Here is an 18,612-nt window from a genome sequence, read left to right as displayed (position 1 = left end):
GGCGAGTCGGCGGCGCGCCGGGGGAGTGGAGGGTACGGTGACCCGGATTTCTCGTCCGTTCGTGTGCCCCGGGAGGCATGACGTGACCCGTTCCTACGACGTCATCGTGGTGGGCCTCGGCGCTATGGGCAGCGCCGCCGCCTACCACCTCGCCGGCCGTGGCCGGAGTGTCCTCGGTCTGGAACGGTTCGGGCCGGCCCACGCGCTCGGCGCCAGCCACGGCGGCTCGCGCATCTACCGGCAGAGCTACGCCGAGGGCGAGTCGTACGTCCCGCTGCTCCTGAGGGCCCGTGAGCTGTGGGAGCAGCTGAACGCGGACTCGGGGCATGAGGTGTTCACCACCACGGGCGGGCTGGTCATCGGACCGCAGGACAGCCGGATGGTCGCCGGCAGCGTGCGGAGCGCGAAGGCGTGGGACCTGGCGCACGAGGTGCTGGACAGCGCGGAGATCCGGCGCCGTTTCCCCACCTTCGCTCCGGCTGCCGACGAGGTGGGTTTCTTCGAGCGTGAGGCGGGGGTCGCCCGGCCCGAGCTGACGGTCTCCACGCATCTCGACCTGGCCGCGGCGCGCGGCGCCGAACTGCACTTCGAGGAGCCGGTCCTGCGCTGGGACGTCGACGCCGGTGGCGGAGTCCGGGTCGTCACCGCCCGGGCGACGTACCTGGCGGAACGTCTCGTCATCGCCCCCGGCGCGTGGGCGCCGCGGCTCCTTGCGGACATCGGCGTCCCTGTGCGCGTGGAGCGCCGCGTCATGTACTGGTTCGCCCCCGAGGGCGGTACGGCGCCCTTCGTACCGGAGCAGCATCCCGTGTACGTCTGGGAGGACCGCACAGGCACCTCGATCTACGGATTCCCCGCCCTGGACGGCCCGGACGGCGGCGCCAAGGTCGCCTTCCACGAGGGCGTCGCCGCCCCGATCGACCCGGACACGCTCGACCGGGACATCCACCCGCACGAGGTGGAGGAGATGCGCACGTACCTGCGCACGCGCATCCCCACACTGGCCGGGGACCTCATCAAGGGCGCCGCCTGCACGTACTCGCTGACGCCGGACGAGCACTTCGTCGTCTCCGCACACCCCCGCCACCCCGAAGTCACCGTGGCCTGCGGATTCTCCGGCCACGGCTTCAAGTTCGTCCCGGTGATCGGCGAGATCCTCGCCGACCTCGCCACCGACGCCGCCACGCCCCACCCCATCGACCTCTTCGACGCCGGCCGCCCTCGGACCTCCGCCGTCGGCGGTTAGTAGGAGAGGGGGACAGAAAGCGCTTGCTGACCACCCCTGGAACGGCTCGGCGTGTTGGGCGTACAGTACGGCCCCATGACGGTCATTCCCACTGACGCCCAGCTCGCCTGGCAGGAAAGCGCTTTCGGGCTCTTCCTGCACTTCGGCGTCAACACGTTCCACGGCAAGGAGTGGAGCGACGGGACGCTCGACGCCGCGACCTTCGACCCGACGGGGCTGGACGCCCGGCAGTGGGCGGAGACCGCGGCCGAGGCGGGAGCGGGGCATGTGATCCTGACCGCCAAGCACCACGACGGATTCTGCCTCTGGCCCACCGACACGACCCCCTACTCCGTGGCCTCGTCGCCGTGGCGCGGCGGGCGCGGAGACGTCGTCGCGGAGCTGGCGGAGGCCTGCCGTGAGGTGGGCATCGGACTCGGGCTCTACCTCTCGCCGTGGGACCGCAACGCCGCCTGCTACGACGATCCGAAGGCGTACGACGCCTTCTACGTCCGGCAGTTGACCGAGCTCTGCACCCGCTACGGACCACTCACCGAGCTGTGGTTCGACGGCGCCGGATCGGAGAACCGCAGCTACGACTGGGACGCCTTCATGGCCGTCGTCGACACCCACCAGCCCGACGCCATGGTCTTCAACATGGGCCGTCCCAACCTTCGTTGGGCGGGCAACGAGGACGGTCTCGCCGCCGACCCCTGCTGGTACGCCACCGACGCCACGGGCATCAGCATCTACGACGACGGCGCCCAGGGCCTCGACGGGGTGCGCTACCTGCCGCCGGAGTGCGACGTACCCATCCGGCGGCACTGGTTCTGGCAGCCCGACGACCTGCACACCCTCAAGAGCCGGGAACACCTGCTCGCCATCTGGTACCGGTCCGTGGGACTCGGCGCCGGTCTCCTGCTCAACGTTCCGCCGGACCGTCGCGGCCTCATCGACGCGGCCGACCGGACCCGTCTGCTCGACTTCACCGCCGAGCTGCGACGCCGCTTCGCCGAACCCCTGCGGGGCGAACTCAGCCCCGCCGGCGAGGGCGAGATACGCGTCCGTTTCCCCGGACCGGTCACCTTCGACCACCTTCAGCTGCGCGAGGAGCTGGCGTCGGGCCAGCACATCACCGGGCACGAGGTCCTCGCCGACGGCGACCCCGTCGCGGAGGGCGGCACCGTCGGAGTACGACGGGTCCACGCGACGCGGACCACGACGGCGAGCGAGCTCCGCGTCCGCTTCCAGGGCGGCGGCACCCTCTCCTCGGTCACCGCCTACCGCACCGGCCACACGGCCAGGCCCGATCTGCAGCCCCAGCCCGCCTTCATGGCGGACAAGTTCGACGAACCCGACCCCCGTTGACCCCGCGGCGTCCGGATGCGAAACGATGGCCGGATGAACGCGCAACGGGGAAGCACGACAGAAGAATCCATCGGCGAGCTCGCCCGGCGACTCGTCGCGGCCGACACCGACGGCTGGACGCCGGAGGGACTGCAGGCGGCCGCGGCCGAGTTGGGGTGGGCCTGGGGCGGCACGCCGGAGGCTCCGGTGCTGGCCACCGGTCGGGCCGCGGGCGATGCTCGAGTCCGCCCGGTCGGCCGGTACGAGAAGCGGTACGTCTTCGGCGAGTCGTACGTGGAGATCGCCGTCCCGGTGGCGCTTCCCGCCCCGGACGCCGCGGCGCAGGCAGCCGCCTTCCGGGCCGCCAAGGAGGAGTTGACCGAGGCATTGGGTACGCCGTCCATCATGGGCTCGCACGGTGAGATGGGCCCGTTCTACGACAGCGAACCGTCCTGGGGAGCGCCGTTCCTGCGCTGGCGTGGCCAGCAGGACACGCTCGAACTGCGCGCAGGGAAGGCGGGGCCGGAGCTGGTGCTGCAGCCGACCGGCCCTGCGGAGAACTGGTTCTGGCGGCAAGGCGTCGGCGAGGAGCACGCGATCAGCGGCTTCTTCGGCAGCAACCGCGACCGGGCCAACATCGGCCTCGGCTTCCCGGGCGGCTGGACCGCCCAGAGCTGGGAGACCGTCACACGGTCGCTCGCGGACTTCCTGGGCGCGCTGCCCGCCGAGACCACCGCCCTGGGCATCCGGATCGCGATGCCGCTCTACGGGCGCAACGCACAGAGCGCGCCGCTGCTCTTCGAGGTGACGTGCGACGAGCGGCTCTCGATCGGCTGCTTCGCCCCGGACGACGTGGACGCCGCCGCACTCGGCTGGGGCACGGTCGCCGAACACCCGCACACCGCGTCGGTCTTCGACGACGACGATCCGGTGTGGCGCGTGGACGCGGGCGGCCCCGGCGAACCGAAGAGCCGCGCCCTCGCGGAGATGATGGTCGCGACCGCCAGGGCGGCGGGGGTGAGCGAGCCCACCGACCTGATCGTCGGCGGTGAGGCCGGGTACGTGAACGGCTACGACATCACGTACTACGGCCTGGGCCTGCCGACCGGCTGACCCAGCACCCATCAGGCCCGTCACCCATCGCAGCCATCACCCGTCACACCCATCACCGATCGGCTGAGGGGGCGCACCACAAGCAGGGTGCGCCCCGGGCCCCGTGCCCGTACGTCGTCCCAGCGTGCCGGGAGACTCGAAGCCGGTGGCTCGGCCCTAGAGTGCGCACGTGCGTAGTGAGACCTCCTCGTCGGACCGTCGGCTCAGCGTGTGGCGACGGGGATGGCTCTGGTGGCTGCCGTTCCTCGGGGTGGGCCTCGCCCTGATCGTCGATGTGGCCCTCGGGGGCCGAGAACCGGTGAGCTTCGTGCTCACGGGTGTCCCGCCGCTGGTCGCGGCCACGCGTGGGCCCAAGGGCACGGCCGTGTCGGCCGTGGTGTGCCTGGGACTCCAGATGCTCCTGGCGGCGCGGCGGCCGGGCCACTTCGACGAGGAGCACCACGTGGCCCTGTACGCCGCGACGCTCGTCATCGGAGTGGTCAGCGTCCTCCTCGCCCAGCAGCGGGAACGCGCGCAGCGGCACCTGATCCGCGCGAACTCGGTCGCCGAGGCCATGCAGCGCACCCTGCTGCGGCCCGTGCCGCCCCAGGTCGGAGACGTGCGCGCCGCCGGCTACTACACGGCCGGTGAGGGCGGCACCCTGGTCGGCGGTGATCTCTACAGCCTGTGCGAAACACCCTTCGGCGTACGGGCGGTCATCGGTGACGTACGGGGGAAGGGGCTGGACGCCGTGCAAGCGGTCGCCGCCGTCCTCGGCAGCTTCCGGGTCTCCGCCCACGAATGGCGGAACCTCCCCGACCTGGCCGACCGCCTTGAGCTGAGCATCGACCGCAACGTCCCACGTGAGGCGGCCGGCGATCCGGAACTGTTCGTGACCGCTCTCGTCATGGAGCTCACCGAGGGCACCGTACGCATCGTGGACTGCGGCCACCCGCCCCCGATCGCCGTCGGCCCCCACGGGGCCCGCCCCCTGGACACGATCCCGGAACTCCCCCTGGGCCTTCGCGAGCTCGGTCCCGACGCGTCCCGGACGACCGAGCACCGGCTCCATCCGGGTGAAGCGCTCGTCGTCTACACGGACGGCGTCAGCGAGGCCCGCAGCGCGGAGGGCACGTTCTACCCGGTCCTGGAACGCCTTGCCGCACGCTTCCGTGACGGGTGCGCGGTGGATCCGCACGAGGTCGTCTCGTTCCTGGAGAACGACGTCAAGAAGTGGTCGCCCACGTCCGACGGCGACGATCAGGCCGTTCTCGCCATGACCTTCGTCCCCCGCGAACCGGCCTGAACCCGGATCTCACCCCTGTGGAGGCACGCGACAGCGGCGGCTAGGGTGAGGTGAGGAGCCTGTGGATGCCGGGAGCCGTCATGCGCGGAGAGCGCGGAGACCGCGGACACCGTCCCGAGCCGCCCGACAGCGTGCAGCAGCTTCTGGTCGCTCTCGGGCAGCTCGTCGACCAGGCCGTGGAACGGATCGAGTTCCAGCGGGCCCGCGTCGAGCTGGCTGTGGCCCTGCAGCGCCACATGCTGCCGCCCGGGCTGCCCGAGCTGCCCGGGCTGCATCTCGCCGCCAGGTACGCGCCCGCACGAGACGGTCTGGACGTGGGCGGCGACTGGTACGACGCCTTCGTCATGCACGACGGGTCCCTGGGGCTCACGATCGGCGACGTACAGGGCCACGATGTGGAGGCGATCGCCTTCATGGGCCAGGTGCGTACCAGCCTGCGCGCCCTCGCACAGGCGACGAGCGACACCCGAGAGGTACTTGGCCGCGCCAACGACCTGCTGATCGCCATGGGCGTCGGCCGCTTCGCGACCTGCTGCTTCCTCCGCTTCGACCCGGTCACGCGCGATCTCACGGTCTCCAGGGCCGGCCATGTCCCGATGGTCTGGGCCACGGCAGGCGGTCGGTACGGCATCGCGCTCGACAACGGCGGGCCGCCGCTCGGCATCGTGGCGGGCGAGCGGTACCCCGTGACCCACCGGCGCCTCACCGAGGCAGGGGCGCTCGTGCTGCTCACCGACGGTGTTGTCGAGGGCCCGCACTACCCGATGGAGTCCGGGCTCGCCGAGGTGGCAGCGCTGGTACGCGCGGGGTTCGACGCCGATCCCGACGTGCTGGCGTCCGCGGTCGTCAAGGTGGCCGACCTGACGGGACACCGCGACGACGCCGCGGTCCTCGCCGTCTGTTACGACGGCCCGCGGGACGACGACGGGCCGCAGGACGACGACGGCTGGCATGGCTTCGACGGGCCGCATGGCTTCGACAGCCCGCAGGACCACGACGGCCCCGACGTCCCGGCCTGACCGATGGACGGCGCTGGGTCGCAGGCGGCGGGTTCCGCGTGCAGACTGACGTCGTGCGCAGTGTGGAGATGGGTCGTCACGGGTCCGCAGCTCTGCGCATCCTCGCCGTAGCCGCCGTCTACTACGCCTCGGCTCGGGTCGGCCTTCTCCAGCAGCTGGTACGCGACCAGGTCACGCCCCTGTGGCCGCCGACCGGCGTCGCCCTGGCCGCGCTGTTCATGCTGGGGCTGCGCGTCTGGCCGGGCATCGCACTGGGCGCCTTCCTGGCCAATGTGTCCCTCGGGCCGTCGCTGCTCTCGGTGCTGGTCATCACCCTGGGCAACACCCTGGCGCCGGTCTGCGCCTTCCTGATGCTCCGCAGAGTGGGGTTCAGGACCCAGCTCGACCGCCTGCGGGACGTACTGGCGCTGATCTTCCTCGGGGCGCTCGCCGGAATGCTGATCAGTTCGACCATCGGCAGCGGAGTCCTCGTCCTCTCAGGAGCACTGGACGCCGAGGACTTCTGGCCGACCTGGTCGGTGTGGTGGACCGGCGACGCGATGGGAATCCTGGTCGTCACGCCGTTCCTGTTCGTGCTGCGCAGGGCCCGGTGGCCGTCGCGGGCCGGACCCGGCCGCTGGATCGAGGCGGTGGCGCTGGCGCTCGGCACGGTCCTCGTCACGCTCCTGGCGACCCGCACGTCCGACACGAACCTGCTCTTCCTCGTCTCGCCGTTCCTGATCTGGGCGGCCTTCCGCTTCCGCCTGGCGGGCGCGGCGCCCTGTGCGCTGGCGGTGTCGATCCTCGCGATCCTGGCCGCGGCCGGCAGCCGGGGCCCTTTCGACGGCGAGGACGTCTTCGCGGACATGGTCACGCTCCAGGCCTTCAACGGCACGACGGCGCTGACGGCCCTGCTGCTCGCGGCCGTCATCACGGAACGTGACGAGACGCATGATGAGATCAAGCAGGTCTGCGCGCGGCTCGCGGAGATGGTGGCCCGGCTGGATCCGGGGCCCGAGTCGTACGACGACCCGCCCGAGCTCCTGCCCGAGCCCCCACCTCAGCCACCGTCTCAACCTCCGCCCGAGCCTCCACCCGGGCCGCCTCCCGAGCACCCGTCGCCCTGAAAACCGCCTGCCCGTCCTCGGCCCAACAGACCGAGGACGGGCAGGGGAGGCTGGGGCGGCGGCCTTACGGTGCCATCTCGTACGAACCCGACAGCGCCTCGACGCGCTGCCAGACCCGGCCCGAACGCGCCTCGTCGACGACCGGTCGCCGGACGGCGCCCAGCGACCAGCGCTGCTGCTCGTCGGTGGCCGAGTCCTTGCCGTGCAGCTCGACGGCGTGCGCGGAGAAGTCCCGTACGAGCACGGCGAACAGCTCGTCCAGGACGTCCTCGTCGAGCTCCGTGAGGCGGGCCTGCTCCAGGACCAGCTGGCCGTGGACGACGAGCGCGAAGAGCTGGCCGACGGCGAGCAGCAGGTCGAGGTCGCGGCTCTGCTCCTCGTCGGGCGCAGCGGTGGCCACGAACGCGCACAGGGCGTCGGCCTGCTCGCGGAAGCGGCCGACGTTGGGCAGGTGGGCGTAGGCGTCGTACGCCGTGCGCCAGTCGTGGAAGCGTACGGACCCCAGGCCGCGGGCCGGTCCCTGGCGGAAGAGGAAGGCGTCGTCCGCCGCGTCGAGACGGGTCGGGACGGGCTCGTACGCGACCGGGTCGAGCAGGTGGTTCCGCATGAACTTCAGGATCAGCGCCAGGTTGACGTGGACCGTGCCCTCCAGCTTCGGCAGGCCGCGGATCTCTACGGCCGCCTGGGCGAAGTAGTTGTCCTTCTCGAACCCCTTCGCGGCGATGACGTCCCACATCAGGTCGATGACCTTCTCGCCCTCCGTGGTCACCTTCATCTTCGTCATCGGGTTGAAGAGGAGGTAGCGGCGGTCGTCGGGGCCGGCGGAGCGGAAGTAGTCGACCGCGCGGTCGCTGAACAGCTTCATGCCGACCAGACGGACGTAGGCGTCGGTCAGCTCGCGCCGCACGTGCGGGAAGGCGGTGACGGGACGGCCGTAGAGGATGCGGTTGTGGGCGTGGGTGACCGCCTCGTACATCGCGTGCTCGCAGATGCCGATCGAGGCGGTGCACAGGTTGAACTTGCCGACGTTCACGGTGTTGAGGGCGGCGTCGAAGGCGGCACGGCCGGTGTGCAGGACGTCCTCGGCCGCTACGGGATAGCCCTCGAGGCGGAACTCGCTGACGTACTTCGACGAGTCGACGACGTTCTTCACGAGGTGGTACGCCTCGTGCCGGCTGTCGGCGGCGAAGAAGACGTAGCCGTCGGGGCCCTCGACGTCGGTGCGGCGGCCGAAGACGGAGACGAGCCCGGCGGCGTTGCCATTGCCGATGTAGTACTTCGAACCGGTGGCCCGGAACCCGCCATTGCCGTCGGGCTCGAGGAGCATGTCGGTGGAGTAGATGTCGGCGCCGTGGGTCTTCTCCGACAGGCCGAAGGCGAACACCTCACCCTGGGAGAGAAGTTCGGCCGCGCGGGCGCGGGCGGCGGGGTTCTCGCTCTGCCAGACGGGGCCGAGGCCGAGGATGGTCACCTGCCAGGCGTACCAATAGTCGAGTCCGTAGAAACCGAGGATCTCGTTGAGGGCGGCGATGCGCGCGGTGTCCCAGCGCTTGTCACCCGCGCCCTGACCTTCGCCCTCACCCTCCGCCGCGGAGGACGGCGTAAGGAACGTCGCGAACAGTCCCTCCTTGGCCGAGAAGGCCAGGAAGTCGGCCAGCCAGGCACGGGACCGGTAGTCCGCTATCAGCTGGCGCTTGCCACGCTCCTCGAACCAGTCCACGGTGGCGCGCAGCAGCCGACGGGTCTCGGCGTCGAAGTGTGCCGGGTCGTAGGTGTGCGGGTTGAACAACAGCGAGTCGGCCATGAGCTCCGTCTTTCCGTCCGGTGAGGGATGAGGGATGAGGGGTGGTGCTTCAGCGTTCGGATTCGAGCCGGTGGAGCGTGGCGAGGACGTCGTCGAGCCAGGCGAGCGTCATCCGCTCGTACGCGATACCACCGCGCAGCACGACGTGCTGGAGCTCCCTGCCCGCAGCGCCCGGGTCATCGGGAGGCGCCCCGGGACCCGTGAAGTCCCGTTCCTCGCCCGCGAGATAGTGGGCGAGGCGTTCGGTGTGCGCCTGCCGGTGCCGCTCCACCTCGCTGATCAGCGCGGCGGGGTCGTCGAACGCGGCGCCGCGGATCTTCACGGCGAGGTCGTGCCGGACGCTCTCGGGCTCGATCGGCTCGTGCAGCCAGGTGGAAAGGGCCGCTCGTCCGGGACCGGCGACGGAGTACTCCTTCTTGTCCGGCCGGCCCTGTTGCGGCACGTCCCGGACGTCGATCCAGCCGTCGCTCTCCATCCGCTTGAGGACGCGGTAGATCTGCTGATGGCTGGCGGTCCAGAAGTACCCGATGGACCGCTCGAAGCGCCGGGCCAGTTCGTAACCGGAACCCGGCTTCTCCAGCAGGGAGACAAGAATCGCGTGCTCGATCGCCACGGAGGAATCCTTCTATGCAACTCGTTGCATAGGCAAGCCCGGCCGCCCCGGTGAGACGTGACTCACCACCCCTCACCGGGTGCCTGGCGCACGGTCAGGACTGCTGCCCGCTGATGTTGACGAGCCAGGTGATGCCGTAGCTGTCCGTACACATGCCGAAGACATCACCCCACATCTGCATCTCCAGCGGGACGGAGACCGTGCCGTCGCCGGAGAGCTTGGCCCAGTACCCGCGCAGCTCGTCGTCGTCCTCCCCGCTCACGCTCACGGAGATGGTGTTCCCGGGCCGGAACTCCATCCCCGGGGCGACGTCGCCGGCCATGAGCGTGAAGCCGCTGTCGGTCTCCAGCATGCCGTGCATGATCTTGTCGACGGCGTCCCCGGCCTCCTTCTCGCCGAACTCGCCGTAGGTGTTCAGCGCCAGGGTGCCGCCGAAGACCTCCTTGTAGAACTCCATGGCCTGCCGGGCGTCTCCGTCGAAGGTCAGGTACGGGTTGAGTCGGGACGGCATGAGGCTTCCTTTCGTGGCGATCTGTCAGCTCTGCGTAGATTGACATCTACGCCCGGAAACGCGGATGCCGTGGGGGCTCGCCGACGGTAGGTTGACCCTGCTGGGTGAGGGGTGGGCGAAGCAGGGGGGCGACGCCGATGATGTTCGGGTACTCGGACGACTGGTGGGCGCTGCTCATGCTCCCGACGCTCCTGTGGGTGCCGTTCGGGCCGTTCGCCATGGTCTCGCTGGGGGTGTGGTGCGCCTCGGCGCCCGGTCGCCGGCCCCGGCTGTGGTCGGTCCTCGTCCCGCTGACACCGTTGCTGACCTCGACGATCCTCACCACCTTCCCCTTGGAGAAGTGGGAGCGGCCGAGGCGGGTGGACGGCGGCTTGGACCCGCCGGCGGCCCTGGACGACTTGCTCGGCCATCTGCTCGTGTATGTCGGCGGCATCACGGTGCTGCCGTGGCTCCTTGGCTACGTCATCACCCGCCTGGTGCGCTTCGTACGGGCCCGCCGACGCGGCCCGGCGGAGCAGCCCGAGGCGGACGCGGCGTAAAGGCCGCGCGGCTGCTCGCCGGCTGTGCGAAAGTGCCCCGGTGACCACGCCGGAGAAGACCGAGACGACCGACCACCGACTCCTCCTGGGCTCCATGGGCCTGGGCGGAAGCTGGGACACGAGCCCCCACACGGCCGCCGACATCGACGCCGCGGAGGCCGCCGTCGAGGCGGCCCTCGACAGCGGCATCACCGCCTTCGACCACGCCGACATCTACCGGCACGGGAAGGCGGAAGCCGTCTTCGGCGAGGTCCTGGCCCGCTCGACCGGGCTCCGCGAGCGGATCACCCTGCAGACCAAGTGCGGCATCCGCCTTGCCGACGGGGACCGGCCCGGGATGTACGACCTGCGGGGCACCTCCATCGTCCACCGGGTCGAGGAGAGCCTGGAGCGGCTGCGTACCGACGTCGTCGACGTCCTCCTCCTCCACCGCCCCGACCCGCTGGCCGACCCCGCCGAGATCGGCGACGCCCTGACCTCCCTTCACCGGCAGGGCCTCGTCCGCCGTTTCGGCGTCTCGAACATGAACTCCGCGCAGATCGCCCGGCTCCAGGCCCACCTGGATCTGCCGCTCGTGGCCAACCAACTGGAGATGAGCCTCCACCGGCGCGCCTGGCTGGAGGACGGCGTCCTCGTCAACACCCCCGAGTCCGCCGCCAACGGATTCCCCGCCGGCACCGTCGAGCACTGCCTGACCCACGGCATCACGCTCCAGGCCTGGGGCGCGCTTGCGCAAGGGCGCTACGCCGGGGCCCAGCAGACCCCGCAGGAGACGGCCACGGCCGCGCTCGTCACCTCGCTCGCCGCGGCCAAGGGCACCACGCCGGAGACCATCGTCCTCTGGTGGCTGCGGCGCCACCCGGCCCGGATCGCCCCCGTCATCGGCACGACGAACCCGGGGCGCATCCGCGCCTGCCGCGACGCCGCGACGGCCGAGCCCGCCCTCAGCCACGACGAGTGGTACGCCCTGTGGATCTCCGCCCGCGGCGCAGCCCTGCCGTAGCCGCCGACGCGCCGGGGCCTGCCTCCATCCGTCTCCGTCGCTCTCCGTCCGTCTCCGCCTCTCTCTGCCTGTCTTTGTCGAATCGGCCAATCCGACGGTCCGTGAACGCGCCGCTTCCCCGTTGTTCCAGGTGAGCCATGGCCGCAGGCTCACACGGAACCCGCGGACGAGCGGGTGCACAGGGATCCGAAGGAGACGCCATGGGCTCATTGGCCAGGGAGTTGACGCGGCGCAAGCCGCTCGACCTGATGATCGCGGAGGCCGGCTCCGCGACAGAGTCCGCGACCGCAGGGCCTCCGCTGCGGCGCAGCATGGGGCTGTGGCAGCTCACGCTGCTCGGGATCAGCTCGGTCGTGGGCACGGGGATCTTCTTCGTACTCGGTACGACCGTGCCCAAGGCCGGCCCGGGCGTGGTCCTGTCGTTCGCCCTGGCCGCGGTGGTGGCCGGGCTCGGCGCGCTCTGCTACGTCGAACTGGCCGGTGCCGTCCCCGTCGCCGGCAGCACGTACTCGTACGCGTACGCCTCCCTCGGTGAGGGCGCCGCGTATCTCGTCGCCTCCTGCCTGATCCTCGAATACGGCGTCGCCGTCTCCACCGTGGCGGTCAGCTGGGGCCAGTACCTCAACGAGGTCACCAGCAGCCTCTTCGGCTTCGCCCTCCCGGACGCCATCAGCCAGCCGCCGGGCGCCGGGGGTTACGTCAACATCCCGGCCCTCGTCGTGGTCCTGCTGTGCTCGCTGCTCCTGGCCCGGGGGACGCGGGAGTCCGCCGTCGTCAACGCGGTCATGGTCTGCGTCAAGATCGGTGTGCTGGTCTTCTTCGTCGCCGTCGCGCTGACCGCTTTCAACGGCGACCACTTCTCCGACTTCGCACCTCACGGCATGGGTGGTGTGGCCGTCGCCGCCTCGGGCGTCTTCTTCTCCTTCATCGGGTTCGACGCCGTCTCCACCGCCGGTGAGGAGGTGCGCAATCCGCGCCGCACGATCCCTCTCGCGCTGCTCTTCACCCTGCTCACCGTCACCGCCCTCTACATAGCCGTCGCCGTCGCCGGTGTCGGCGCCCAGCCGGCGGGCGAGTTCGGGAAGCAGGCGGACGCAGGACAGGCCGTCCTTGCGGAGATCCTGCGCGATGTGACCGGCGCCGGATGGCCCGCGCTGCTGCTCTCCGCCGGAGCCGTCGTCTCCATCTTCAGCGTCGTCCTTGTGACGCTGTTCGGCCAGACCCGCATCCTCTTCTCGATGGCGCGCGACGGGCTCGTACCGGAGATCTTCCGCCGCGTCGACCGCAAGCGGCACACCCCGGTGGGCAACACCTGGATCGTCGGCGCGGGGGTCGGGCTGCTCGCCGCGTTCGTCCCGCTGCAGCACCTCGCGGACCTGACGAGCCTGGGCACGCTGATCGCCTTCATCGCCGTGGCCGGCGCCCTCGTCGTCCTCCGCCGGATCGCGCCGGACGCCCCGCGTCCGTTCCGGGTGCCGTTCTACCCCGTCGTACCCGTCCTCTCCGCGGTGTCGTGCCTGTACCTGGCGTGGCTGCTGCCCGGGCTCACCTGGACGCTGTTCGGGTTCTGGCTGCTCCTCGCGGCCGCCCTCTACGTCGGCTTCGGGCGCCGGCATTCGCGGCTGCGCCCCGGAGCGGACGCGCCCGCGCCCGTGCCCGCGCCCGGTTCCGGAGCGGACGGCGGCGTGGCTACGGCCGCCGCCGAGGGGCTGCCGCCGGCCGGTCGGAACGAGCCCGCTCCGCCGCACGTCTGAGTTCGATCCAGGCGACCAGGCGTACGTCGGGGTCGTCGAGATCGATGCGGAAGAGTTCGCGTATCCGCCGCAGCCGGTGGCGCAAGGTGTTCGGATGCACCTGCAGCCGTGCCGCGGCGGACGCGACGTCCCCCACGGCGTCGAGCCAGGCCGTGGCCGTCCTCGCGTACTCCGTCCCCTGCGTCTCGTCGTGGGCCACGAGGTCGTCCACGGCGGAAAGCCGCAGCCAGGGGTCCCGTTCGAGCTCGTCCCCCAACCGGTCGAGCAGGATCTGGTGCCGTACGTCCTCGGCCGTGGCGGCCGGACGGTTCGGCCCGTTCTGCGCGACGGCGCGCAGGACGCCGTCCGCCTCACGGCGCAGCACGGCCGGATTGCCGAGATCGGCGTACGGCCGTGTCACCGCCGCGCACACGTCGTCCCCGACCGCCCGCCGAACGGTGGCGAGCGCGGCATCGGCGAAGCGTCTGCCCGCGCCAGGACCCGTGGCCGGCAGCAGGACGTAGGCGGCGCCGGCCGTGGCCGCGACGGTGGCCTCCGCACGATGAGCGGCGCAGTGCCGCACGAGCACCAGCTCGATGTGCGTCAGCAGCGCGGACTCGACCGCGCCCCGGGGACCGTCCACCGAGACCCGGTCAGGCCGGTCCGGCGGCGCGAAGGCGACCAGGCAGAACTCCCCGCCGGGGCGCAGCCCCAGCAGCTCCGCCGCCTCCTCGGTCGATGGGCCGGAGTTGTTCAGGACGGCCCGCAGGGTGTCTCGCCGCATGCGCCGCTCCGCCTCCGGGAGGTTGAGCGCGCGCAGCAGGTGCGGTGCGGCGAGCCGGGCCGCCTCCACCAGCGCCTTCTCGGCGGTCGCGGTCAGTCCTTCCTCCGGCTCGATCGCCCACAGGGTGCCCAGCGGCAGGGTTCCCGCCCGGATCGCCACGGCGGCCCGGGGCAACTCCTCGCCCATGGCGGGGAATCGGACCGCTCCCGAGGCCGCGAGGACCTGCCGGTACTGCCGCCGCTGCTCCGGCACGTCCGGTACGCGGCGCTGGAGGATGCCCCGTTCGCGTACCGCGTCGATGCGGGACCCGGCGACCTTCGAGTACGCGACGATGTTCTGGTCCAGGTCCTCGATCGCCACCGAGCCGCCGACGACGGCCGCGAGGTCGTCGGCGAGGGCGAAGAGCTCCTCGCCGCCGGCCGGGGCGGAACCGGTCGGAATCCCGCATCCGTGGGCCGCCAGCAGGGAGCTCAAGGCGGCGTCGGCATCCCGCCACGACGTGTCGTCGGCCACCGCGAGGACGGCGATGCCGCAGGACCGCGCCTCCTCGACGAGCGCCGACACGTCGCGGCCGCGCTGCTTCACCACGACTCCGGCGAAGCCCCGGTCCGCCGCGCGGCGCAGCAGCCCCGAGGCGCGGACGTCCAGGACGTTGACGCCGACCAGGAGGAGCAGGGCGCCCGGCGAGGGCGCCAGGTCCTCCTCCGCGTCGTGGATCACGGTGCCGCGCACCGGGACGTCGAGACCGGCGGGCGCCACCAGCGCCCGCGCGGGGGAGTGGCCGAAGCCGTCCACCAGCTCTCTCAACGTGCCCGTTTCCCCGGCCGCCTCGACGGCAGCCATCATTGTCGACTCGGACAACGCAGACCTCGCTTCATGGGCTGATCGGCCATCTCAGGCCTCCTCGGCGGCTGCCAGGATAGCCGTGCACCGTACAGCCGACGACGATGGGAACCCTCGCTGATGAACGTGCCCGCACTCTCGCCCGCCTCCGCCTCCGATCTCGTCTCGCTCTTCCCGCAGGGCTCCCACCTGGACGAAGACGGTCATCTCGTGATCGGTGGGTGCCGCGCGAGCGACCTGGCGGACCAGTTCGGCACCCCGGCCGTCGTGGTCGACGAGAACGCGCTGCGCGCGCGGGCGCGCCAGTACGTGCGGGCGCTCGCCGAGCATTGGCCGAACAGCCAAGCCGTCTTCGCCTCGAAGTCCTTCCCGTGCACGGCCGTCGTACGCACCCTCGTCGAGGAGGGCCTTGGGGTCGACGTGGCCGGAGGCGGTGAACTCGTCGCGGCGCTCGCCGCCGGCGTCGATCCCGCGAAGCTCGTCGTGCACGGCAACGCCAAGACCGACGAGGAACTGGCGATGGCGGTGGAGGCCGGCGCCGGGACGATCGTCGTGGACAACTTCCACGACATCGACCGCCTGGAACGCCTCGTCGGCGACGGCGGGCAACGGGTCCTGCTGCGCGTCATCCCCGAGGTCGACGCCGACACGCACGAGGCCATGGCGACGGGACAGCGCGGTTCGAAGTTCGGCCTCTCCGTCCCCGACGCGATGCGCGCCGCCGCACGGCTGCGCGCCAGTGACCGCCTCCGTCTCGACGGACTGCACGTCCACGTGGGCTCGCAGCTGCTCGACACCGAGCCGTTCCAGCGCGCCGTCGAAGCGCTGGCCCGGCTCGACGAACTCGGCGAACACGCGGTGTACGACCTCGGCGGCGGCCTGGGCGTCCGCTACACGTACGACGACCGCCCCCCGACCGTCGAGGAGTACGTCCGCACCCTGACCGACAGCGCCCGCAAGCACCTCCCGGCCACCGCCCGTCTCGTCATCGAGCCCGGCCGCTCCCTTGTGGCCGAGGCCGCGACGACCCTGTACCGCGTGGTCACGGTCAAGCCGGGCGAGCGGACGCTGGTCGCCGTCGACGGAGGCATGGCGGACAACCTCGAACCCATGCTCTACGGCCAGCGATTCGAGGCCGCCGTCGCCTCACGGGTGGGCGGCGGAGAACCGTGCGACCTCGTGGGCCGGCACTGCGAATCGGGCGACACCCTCATCCGCGGCGTCCACCTGCCGGCCCCCGAGGCGGGCGACGTCATCGCCGTCCCGGTCACCGGCGCCTACTGCTACTCGCTCTCCAACAACTACAACGGCGCCCGCCGCCCACCGGTCGTCTTCGTCCGGGACGGCCAGGCTCGCGCGGTGGTCCGCCGGGAGACCTACGAGGACCTCCTGCGCCGCGATGTTCCCGAGGCCTGACCCGCGGGGCGCGGTGCGCGGCGGCCGGCTCGGTCAGTCGGCGGCGGCCGCACGCCGGATCGCGTCCAGTGTGCGCCGTACGTCCTCGTCGGTGGTCGACCAGTTGCTCACCGAGATGCGCATGACGCGTGTGTCGTGCCAGGTGGAGCCGCTGATCCACGCCGTGCCGTCGTCGAGCAGCCGGGCCAGTACCCGGTCCGTACGGGCGTCGCCGCCGAACTCGGCGCAGACCTGCGTGAACGCGACGTCGTTGAGCACCGTCGCGCCGTCGATGTCGGCGATGCCTGCGGCGAACGCGGAGGCGTGACGGCACAGCCGCTCGACGAGCTCGGCCACGCCCGACCGGCCGAGGGACCTGAGCGCGGCCCACACGGTGAACGCCCTGCCGCGCCTCGACAGCTCGGGAACCTTGTCGATGGGGTCGCCGTGCTCGTGCTGGATGAGGTAGTCGCCCTGCTCGCCCATCGCCGCCCGGAGCGCCGACGGATCGCGCACGATCGCGAGCCCGCAGTCGTACGGGACGTTCAGCGTCTTGTGGGCGTCCGTCGCCCAGGAGTCCGCGTCCGCGCTGCCCGCCGTCAGGTGGGCGTAGCGCGGCGAGGCGGCCGCCCACAGCCCGAACGCGCCGTCGACATGCACCCAGGCGCCCGCCTCGCGCGCGATACCGACGCACTCCGCGAAGGGGTCGAAGGCGCCGGAATGGATGTCACCGGCCTGGAGGATCACGATCGTGGGGGAGGGGTCCTGGCTGTCGCCGGCCGTCAGCGCGCGCCGCAACGCATCGGGCTCAAGGCGTCCTTGACCGTCGGCCCGCACCAACTCGGGCCTGCCGAGCCCGAGATAGCGCAGGGCCAGATCGATGGCCATGTGCCGGGACTCGCCGGCGACGACCCGTACGCCAGGCCCACCCGTGAGGCCGTCGCGAGCGACGTTCCAGCCGGCGCGCCGCAGCACCGCGTCCCGACCGGCGGCGAGGCAGGTGAAGTTCGCCATCGTGGCGCCCGTGGTGAAGCCGACGGAGCTGTCGCCCGGCAGTCCGAGCAGATCGAGCAACCAGGCGCCGGCGATCTCCTCGACCGCCGTGTACGCGGGCGACACCGTACGCATCACACAGTTCTGGTCCCAGGCGCTGACCAGCCAGTCCGCGGCGAGCGCCGCCGGTTCGGTGCCGCCGACGACGAACCCGTAGAAGCGGCCGCTGGGGAACGCGGTGAGCCCCGGCTCGCAGGAGGTGGCCATCAGCTCGACGACATCGGCGGGCGGGCTGGGGCCGGCGGGCAGTTCCTCGCCGAGCGCGCGCACGATCTCGTCGACCGAGGCACGGGCGGGCACCCTGCGGTCGGGCAGACTCGCCAGCCACCGGACCGCATGGTCGTACGCCTTTTGGAGCGCCACCTCGCGCGCGTCCATACCTCGGACTATGCGACTGTCGCGGGCGCACGGCAAGTGGTGGACGTGAAGGAAGTGAATGACAGGTGCATGACGATCGCGGCGCGGGGGCATGACGTCGGATGGCCCCGGAGCGCCGACCGTCCGGTGCAGCTCTTCCCGCACTCTCGGTTCCGCCAGGTACCGAGCCCCCACGAGTGAAGGAGAAGCAATGCCGCTCTGCACATGGCTGAAGGCGGGCACGGTGACCGCGTCGGTCATCCTCGCCACGACGACCGCCGCGTACGCAGCGCCCACGTCCTTGTCCGCGCCCGAGCCGTCGGCGCCGAGCGCGTCGGCCGTGGTGACCCTTCGTTACGACGACAGCCGGGCCGGCGGCTGGGAGGCCGCCATCGCGGCCGGAGTCGCCTCGTGGAACGCGAGCGTCGACAACGTCGAGCTGGTCGAGGCCGCGCCGGGCACCCGGGCCGAGATCGTGATCGTCGCCACCAGCGGCTGGCCCCAGGCCACCCTCGGCCCAGTCCGTCCAGGCAGGCAGGTCCGCGTCGAACTCGGCAGCCAGGCGGTGACCCAGGGCTACGACAAGACCCGCATAGCCGCGCACGAACTCGGCCACAGCCTGGGCCTCCCCGACACCAAACCGGGCCCGTGCTCGCAGCTCATGTCGGGCTCGAGCCCCGGCACGGCGTGCACCAACGCGGTCCCGAACGCGACGGAGCGCGCCCGAGTGGAGTCCGCCTACGCCAACGGCGCCGCCACCCGCATTCCGACCGACGGCCGCGTCCTCGTGGACATGCCCTGACCGACTGACGGACTGGCTGACCGACCGACCGACCGACTGACCGGGCCGCAGGGACGTTCGAGCCATCAATGATCGGCATC

The 18,612-nt window shown here is 71.6% G+C and carries 16 protein-coding genes; 11 read left to right on the top strand and 5 right to left on the bottom strand.

Annotated features, from left to right (window positions below; genetic code table 11):
* Positions 1–82: 82 nt before the first annotated feature.
* The 6 genes from solA (at position 83) to ACFWRO_RS30690 (ending at position 7,095) form a co-directional block, all read left to right on the top strand.
* The gene (solA, locus tag ACFWRO_RS30715; RefSeq protein ID WP_384515876.1) at positions 83–1,246 is read left to right on the top strand and encodes an N-methyl-L-tryptophan oxidase; all 1,164 of its coding nucleotides are present in this window, start codon (positions 83–85) and stop codon (positions 1,244–1,246) included.
* 75 nt (positions 1,247–1,321) lie between these two features.
* Entirely contained in the window at positions 1,322–2,593 is a 1,272-nt protein-coding gene (locus ACFWRO_RS30710; protein ID WP_384515874.1) for an alpha-L-fucosidase, read from the top strand.
* Positions 2,594–2,626: 33 nt separating this feature from the next.
* Positions 2,627–3,685: a hypothetical protein gene (locus ACFWRO_RS30705; RefSeq protein ID WP_384515871.1), complete on the top strand. Its 1,059-nt coding sequence runs from the start codon at positions 2,627–2,629 to the stop codon at positions 3,683–3,685.
* Positions 3,686–3,854: 169 nt separating this feature from the next.
* Entirely contained in the window at positions 3,855–4,970 is a 1,116-nt protein-coding gene (locus ACFWRO_RS30700) for a PP2C family protein-serine/threonine phosphatase (protein ID WP_384515868.1), read from the top strand.
* A 65-nt stretch (positions 4,971–5,035) separates the two neighbouring features.
* Complete coding sequence (locus ACFWRO_RS30695; protein ID WP_384515866.1) at positions 5,036–5,989, top strand: PP2C family protein-serine/threonine phosphatase; 954 nt, start codon at positions 5,036–5,038, stop codon at positions 5,987–5,989.
* Positions 5,990–6,057: 68 nt separating this feature from the next.
* Positions 6,058–7,095 carry an MASE1 domain-containing protein gene (locus ACFWRO_RS30690; RefSeq protein ID WP_384515920.1) on the top strand — a complete coding sequence of 346 codons (1,038 nt, stop codon included), beginning with the start codon at positions 6,058–6,060 and terminating at the stop codon, positions 7,093–7,095.
* Positions 7,096–7,159: 64 nt separating this feature from the next.
* Here the strand turns inward: ACFWRO_RS30690 and ACFWRO_RS30685 are convergent, their stop codons facing one another.
* From ACFWRO_RS30685 to ACFWRO_RS30675, 3 genes are all read right to left on the bottom strand, one after another.
* A complete protein-coding gene (locus tag ACFWRO_RS30685) occupies positions 7,160–8,899 on the bottom strand; it encodes an acyl-CoA dehydrogenase family protein (RefSeq protein ID WP_384515863.1) in 1,740 nt (579 codons plus the stop codon).
* A 49-nt stretch (positions 8,900–8,948) separates the two neighbouring features.
* On the bottom strand, positions 8,949–9,512 hold the full coding sequence (locus ACFWRO_RS30680; RefSeq protein WP_384515860.1) for a PadR family transcriptional regulator: 564 nt from the start codon (positions 9,510–9,512) through the stop codon (positions 8,949–8,951).
* Positions 9,513–9,606: 94 nt separating this feature from the next.
* Positions 9,607–10,023: a VOC family protein gene (locus tag ACFWRO_RS30675; protein WP_384515858.1), complete on the bottom strand. Its 417-nt coding sequence runs from the start codon at positions 10,021–10,023 to the stop codon at positions 9,607–9,609.
* Positions 10,024–10,160: 137 nt separating this feature from the next.
* Between ACFWRO_RS30675 and ACFWRO_RS30670 the strand changes: the two genes are divergently transcribed.
* From ACFWRO_RS30670 to ACFWRO_RS30660, 3 genes are all read left to right on the top strand, one after another.
* Complete coding sequence (locus tag ACFWRO_RS30670; protein WP_384515855.1) at positions 10,161–10,562, top strand: hypothetical protein; 402 nt, start codon at positions 10,161–10,163, stop codon at positions 10,560–10,562.
* A 40-nt stretch (positions 10,563–10,602) separates the two neighbouring features.
* On the top strand, positions 10,603–11,565 hold the full coding sequence (locus tag ACFWRO_RS30665) for an aldo/keto reductase family oxidoreductase (RefSeq protein WP_384515852.1): 963 nt from the start codon (positions 10,603–10,605) through the stop codon (positions 11,563–11,565).
* A 200-nt stretch (positions 11,566–11,765) separates the two neighbouring features.
* On the top strand, positions 11,766–13,319 hold the full coding sequence (locus tag ACFWRO_RS30660; RefSeq protein ID WP_384515849.1) for an APC family permease: 1,554 nt from the start codon (positions 11,766–11,768) through the stop codon (positions 13,317–13,319).
* On the opposite strand, the gene ACFWRO_RS30655 is transcribed toward ACFWRO_RS30660, so the two are convergent.
* Positions 13,255–14,943, bottom strand: a complete 1,689-nt coding sequence (locus ACFWRO_RS30655) for a PucR family transcriptional regulator (protein WP_384515846.1) — start codon at positions 14,941–14,943, stop codon at positions 13,255–13,257. The two genes, ACFWRO_RS30660 and ACFWRO_RS30655, sit on opposite strands and share 65 nt — an antisense overlap.
* Before the next feature lie 102 nt (positions 14,944–15,045).
* Between ACFWRO_RS30655 and lysA the strand changes: the two genes are divergently transcribed.
* Positions 15,046–16,341 carry a diaminopimelate decarboxylase gene (lysA, locus tag ACFWRO_RS30650; RefSeq protein ID WP_384515844.1) on the top strand — a complete coding sequence of 432 codons (1,296 nt, stop codon included), beginning with the start codon at positions 15,046–15,048 and terminating at the stop codon, positions 16,339–16,341.
* A 33-nt stretch (positions 16,342–16,374) separates the two neighbouring features.
* Here the strand turns inward: lysA and ACFWRO_RS30645 are convergent, their stop codons facing one another.
* On the bottom strand, positions 16,375–17,751 hold the full coding sequence (locus ACFWRO_RS30645) for a pyridoxal phosphate-dependent decarboxylase family protein (RefSeq protein WP_384515841.1): 1,377 nt from the start codon (positions 17,749–17,751) through the stop codon (positions 16,375–16,377).
* 190 nt (positions 17,752–17,941) lie between these two features.
* Here ACFWRO_RS30645 and ACFWRO_RS30640 point away from each other — a divergent pair, with 190 nt between their 5' ends.
* Positions 17,942–18,532 carry a snapalysin family zinc-dependent metalloprotease gene (locus ACFWRO_RS30640; protein WP_384515838.1) on the top strand — a complete coding sequence of 197 codons (591 nt, stop codon included), beginning with the start codon at positions 17,942–17,944 and terminating at the stop codon, positions 18,530–18,532.
* Positions 18,533–18,612 lie beyond the last annotated feature (80 nt).

The organism is Streptomyces sp. NPDC058579 (assembly GCF_042718575.1).
Lineage (GTDB): Bacteria > Actinomycetota > Actinomycetes > Streptomycetales > Streptomycetaceae > Streptomyces.
This window is presented reverse-complemented; position numbering and strand designations above follow the sequence as displayed.

Bases quoted from the DNA above. Each gene is read 5' to 3' on its own strand.
- ACFWRO_RS30710 (WP_384515874.1), top strand. From the start codon at position 1,322: ATGACGGTCATTCCCACTGACGCCCAGCTCGCCTGGCAGGAAAGCGCT.
- ACFWRO_RS30705 (WP_384515871.1), top strand. From the start codon at position 2,627: ATGAACGCGCAACGGGGAAGCACGACAGAAGAATCCATCGGCGAGCTC.
- ACFWRO_RS30695 (WP_384515866.1), top strand. From the start codon at position 5,036: ATGCCGGGAGCCGTCATGCGCGGAGAGCGCGGAGACCGCGGACACCGT.
- ACFWRO_RS30690 (WP_384515920.1), top strand. From the start codon at position 6,058: ATGGGTCGTCACGGGTCCGCAGCTCTGCGCATCCTCGCCGTAGCCGCC.
- ACFWRO_RS30685 (WP_384515863.1), bottom strand. From the start codon at position 8,899: ATGGCCGACTCGCTGTTGTTCAACCCGCACACCTACGACCCGGCACAC.
- ACFWRO_RS30675 (WP_384515858.1), bottom strand. From the start codon at position 10,023: ATGCCGTCCCGACTCAACCCGTACCTGACCTTCGACGGAGACGCCCGG.
- ACFWRO_RS30670 (WP_384515855.1), top strand. From the start codon at position 10,161: ATGATGTTCGGGTACTCGGACGACTGGTGGGCGCTGCTCATGCTCCCG.
- ACFWRO_RS30660 (WP_384515849.1), top strand. From the start codon at position 11,766: ATGGGCTCATTGGCCAGGGAGTTGACGCGGCGCAAGCCGCTCGACCTG.
- lysA (WP_384515844.1), top strand. From the start codon at position 15,046: ATGAACGTGCCCGCACTCTCGCCCGCCTCCGCCTCCGATCTCGTCTCG.
- ACFWRO_RS30645 (WP_384515841.1), bottom strand. From the start codon at position 17,751: ATGGACGCGCGCGAGGTGGCGCTCCAAAAGGCGTACGACCATGCGGTC.
- ACFWRO_RS30640 (WP_384515838.1), top strand. From the start codon at position 17,942: ATGCCGCTCTGCACATGGCTGAAGGCGGGCACGGTGACCGCGTCGGTC.